This is a genomic window from Cupriavidus sp. 05N40 (genome assembly GCF_056397305.1).
Window position 1 is genome coordinate 1 of sequence record NZ_JBFTND010000398.1, and the last position, 2,867, is coordinate 2,867.

Genomic DNA, 2,867 nt, shown 5'->3' on the forward strand with positions numbered 1-2,867 from the left:
CGCTCGCTGCGCACGGAGTAAAACACTTGCAACAGCGCTCGCTGCGCACGGAGTAAAACACTTGCAACAGCAGTGCACGCAGCAACTTCTCTGGGGCAATCGAGGCACGTCCGCTGTCGGCATAGATGGTGCTAAACAGCCCGTTGAGGTCCTTCAGTGYGTCGTTGACCAGCAGCCGGATTGCCCGCAATGGATGATCAGCGGGGACGAGGTCTTCCAACTTGACCGTCGTGAACAACGTCTATTGCATCTCATCCATTCCACGCATCGCATCCGCCACCCGAGTTTATGAACACGATATCCATAACGTCTGGCACCCAATCCCCGTTTACTCGGGGGCCAAATTCAACAGCCTGCTAAAGCACGAGGTCAGGACGCAGCGTCGATGAAGTGGTTGGTGATTCCCTCGAGCAAAAAGACCGCCGCTGCTTGACACGGGATGTGCGGGAGTGGCAGCGGCGGGGCCGTCCATCAAAGTAATGCAGATAGGAAGGTAATGGAGCGTACGAAGCGTCGCTATTAGCCGTTTGGCTGAGCACCTTCGCTCGGTGTCGGCGCGCGCCTAGGGCCGGGGCGTCATGCCATCGGCTGATCCTCGCATTGTCGGAGATGGGTGCGAGTGAGTCCGTCGGCGGAGGTAAGGGTCAGGATCAATTGTGTAAGGAGGCCGCCCCCTCCGGGCCTGTCCACAGGGTGGAGTTGGAGACGAACTCGGTTGCCATCTGCATCGGTGTACGCGTACTGCTCCGCCCCTGCATCGGGCAGGCGACCACCGCTCAATCCCTGCGCCTGCGCGGCGAGGACGGCAGACCGGGCGTAGTGCTGCTGACAGGCTTGGTCTACCACCCCGCATAGCTTCTGGAAGACGGCCTTGGCAGGCGGCTGGGGGGCTGAAAGAACGTTGAGCATAGTGACTCGGGCGCCGRCGGCGCGCTAGGTGGGGTAATAAGCCTGTAGCGTAAAAGTCCTGAAAACGCGTACTGGCAGCTCTCGCAAACGTATTCCTGATGGATTGTCATCGCCCCCACCGCGCACGCGCCGAGCGTCACCTTGGTCGACTCGCAGGACGGGCAAAAGGTGACGCGCAGGGCAATCACGCGCGCTTTCCATTCGCCGGGATCAAGCATGATCGCCTCCTAGGCGCTCCCACTCATGCGCCCCTGACAGTGCTCGCGCGCCCAAATCGCGCGGGCGACCTGCTCGAGGCGATCGGCTTCACGCTTGGCCGCCATTACCTGGTGTTCTAGCTCACGTTCTGCGTGGCTGCCCGCCTTCGCGTCGAGCAGCCGGTAGAACAGCTCTATCCACTGGCTCTCGGCCACCTCCCAGGCGGAAAACTCGTCCGGCACGACGCGAGGCGCGTCAATCAGGAACCAGTCAACGGTCATGGATGGTGCCCTTAAGGGAATCGGTAAAGCAATGTGGCAGAAGTACTGGAGTGCGTCCATCAGGCAAATGAGTTAGTCGGTAGCGCTGCCTGCCATGGTGAGGAGTTGGAGCCCCACTTCAAGACCCGCGGTCGAACCGCTGGGCCGGCACCGCGCCCGGCCGTTTCACCCGGATCCAGTCCTGGTTCCGCTTGCCGCAGGCGTAGACGCTGCCCGCGCGCTTCCCTACTATGCCCTCCAGCTTGAGCGCGAGGGCGTTGTCATAGAGCCATTCCCCAACCATCCACCGCGGCCACGTAGAGTAGGCCGGCCGGCGGTGACTTCCCCAGGAGGCGGTGCAGCGCGACCTTGCGCTTCTCGATCGGCTGCGTGCGGAAGTCCCGGTCGCCGGCCACGAGCAGATCGAAGATGCAGTACGCCACCAAGTGGGCACCCTCGTGCCAGCCGCGGCGCGCCACGCGCCGGTGCAGCCGGTCGAAGTCGCTGATGCCAAGGTCGTTCAGGGCGCCCACCTCGCCGTCCACGATGTTGCCTGGCGGCAGCTTGCCCAGCGCCTCGGCGATCTCCGGGAACCAGCGCGTCGCGTCCGCGCCACCGCGCGTCTGCAGCGCCGGCGAGCCGGGTGGCGGCCAGCAGCCGGTAGCCGTCGTACTTGATTTCCCAGTGCCACTCGCCGGTGGTCGGGATCGCCTGCCGGTCGGTGAGCAGCATGTGCGAGAGGTCAGCGAGGGCGGGGGCTGGCGCTTGGGCCGGCATGGCTCAGCCCGGAATGTCACCCGGGTCGTTGCTTTATCTCGTGATGAGAGACCAGTTGGAAGTCTGCCCACTTTCGTGTCGGGTGATGTCGCAACCCGTATCCGGACCATTACGGTCTGACATTTGCTTTCTCCAACCTCCTTTACCCACCTTGCCAACAGCTTTTCTTCGCAGTCGGTCTGCCCAGTGGGCAGCGAGATGGGCTTACCCTGTTCCGCTATGGCAGCGGGATGGCGAAGGTTCTCTCTTTACCCCGGCAGACACTATGTTCTGCGTACGCCCACTACAGACTGGGCGCACCCGTTCGCGTAGCTTTTGCCCTCAGCCTGTCAGCATTGAGGATTTGAATGATGGGAATGTAGCGCGCGTGCAGCATACGAGATCCTGCTGGCGGCGGCAGCTGCGGCCTTCCGGTAACCGGCGGCAGACACAGCAACGGGAGTGGAGCCCCTTCTTGTGTCTGCGCATCCCTCTCGATGCTATGGCTGTGGATACTCTCCTGTTTCAGCAACGCCGGACGTCGTTCGCGCTCGGCGATCCACGTTCCACGGTGCTCGAATCCCGGGCTTGAGAAGTTCACTGACCTTTGAGAGCACGCGGGCCAGGGACTCCCGGAGCGCCGCCAACGTGGCGTGTTCGCTGGAGATTTCTGATACCCGACCACCATTGGCAAGGATCATTATGGCGTTGTCATCGGCTGAGGTCAGTGGATCCAGCAATGCC

General features: G+C 62.5%; 4 protein-coding genes. All 4 read right to left on the reverse strand.

All coding sequences use genetic code 11. The annotated features are described in order from the left end of the window. Positions 1-238, reverse strand: a 238-nt coding sequence (locus AC1DO7_RS40775) for a transposase (RefSeq protein WP_477117523.1), incomplete at its 3' end; no start/stop codon positions are given. An 898-nt stretch (positions 239-1,136) separates the two neighbouring features. Beyond that, a complete protein-coding gene (locus AC1DO7_RS40780; RefSeq protein ID WP_441650493.1) occupies positions 1,137-1,388 on the reverse strand; it encodes a hypothetical protein in 252 nt (83 codons plus the stop codon). 260 nt (positions 1,389-1,648) lie between these two features. Further along, the gene (locus AC1DO7_RS40785; RefSeq protein ID WP_441650494.1) at positions 1,649-2,254 is read right to left on the reverse strand and encodes an ATP-dependent DNA ligase; all 606 of its coding nucleotides are present in this window, start codon (positions 2,252-2,254) and stop codon (positions 1,649-1,651) included. A gap of 369 nt (positions 2,255-2,623) precedes the next feature. Continuing rightward, on the reverse strand, positions 2,624-2,867 hold a 244-nt coding region (locus tag AC1DO7_RS40790), incomplete at its 5' end, for a hypothetical protein (RefSeq protein ID WP_477117524.1).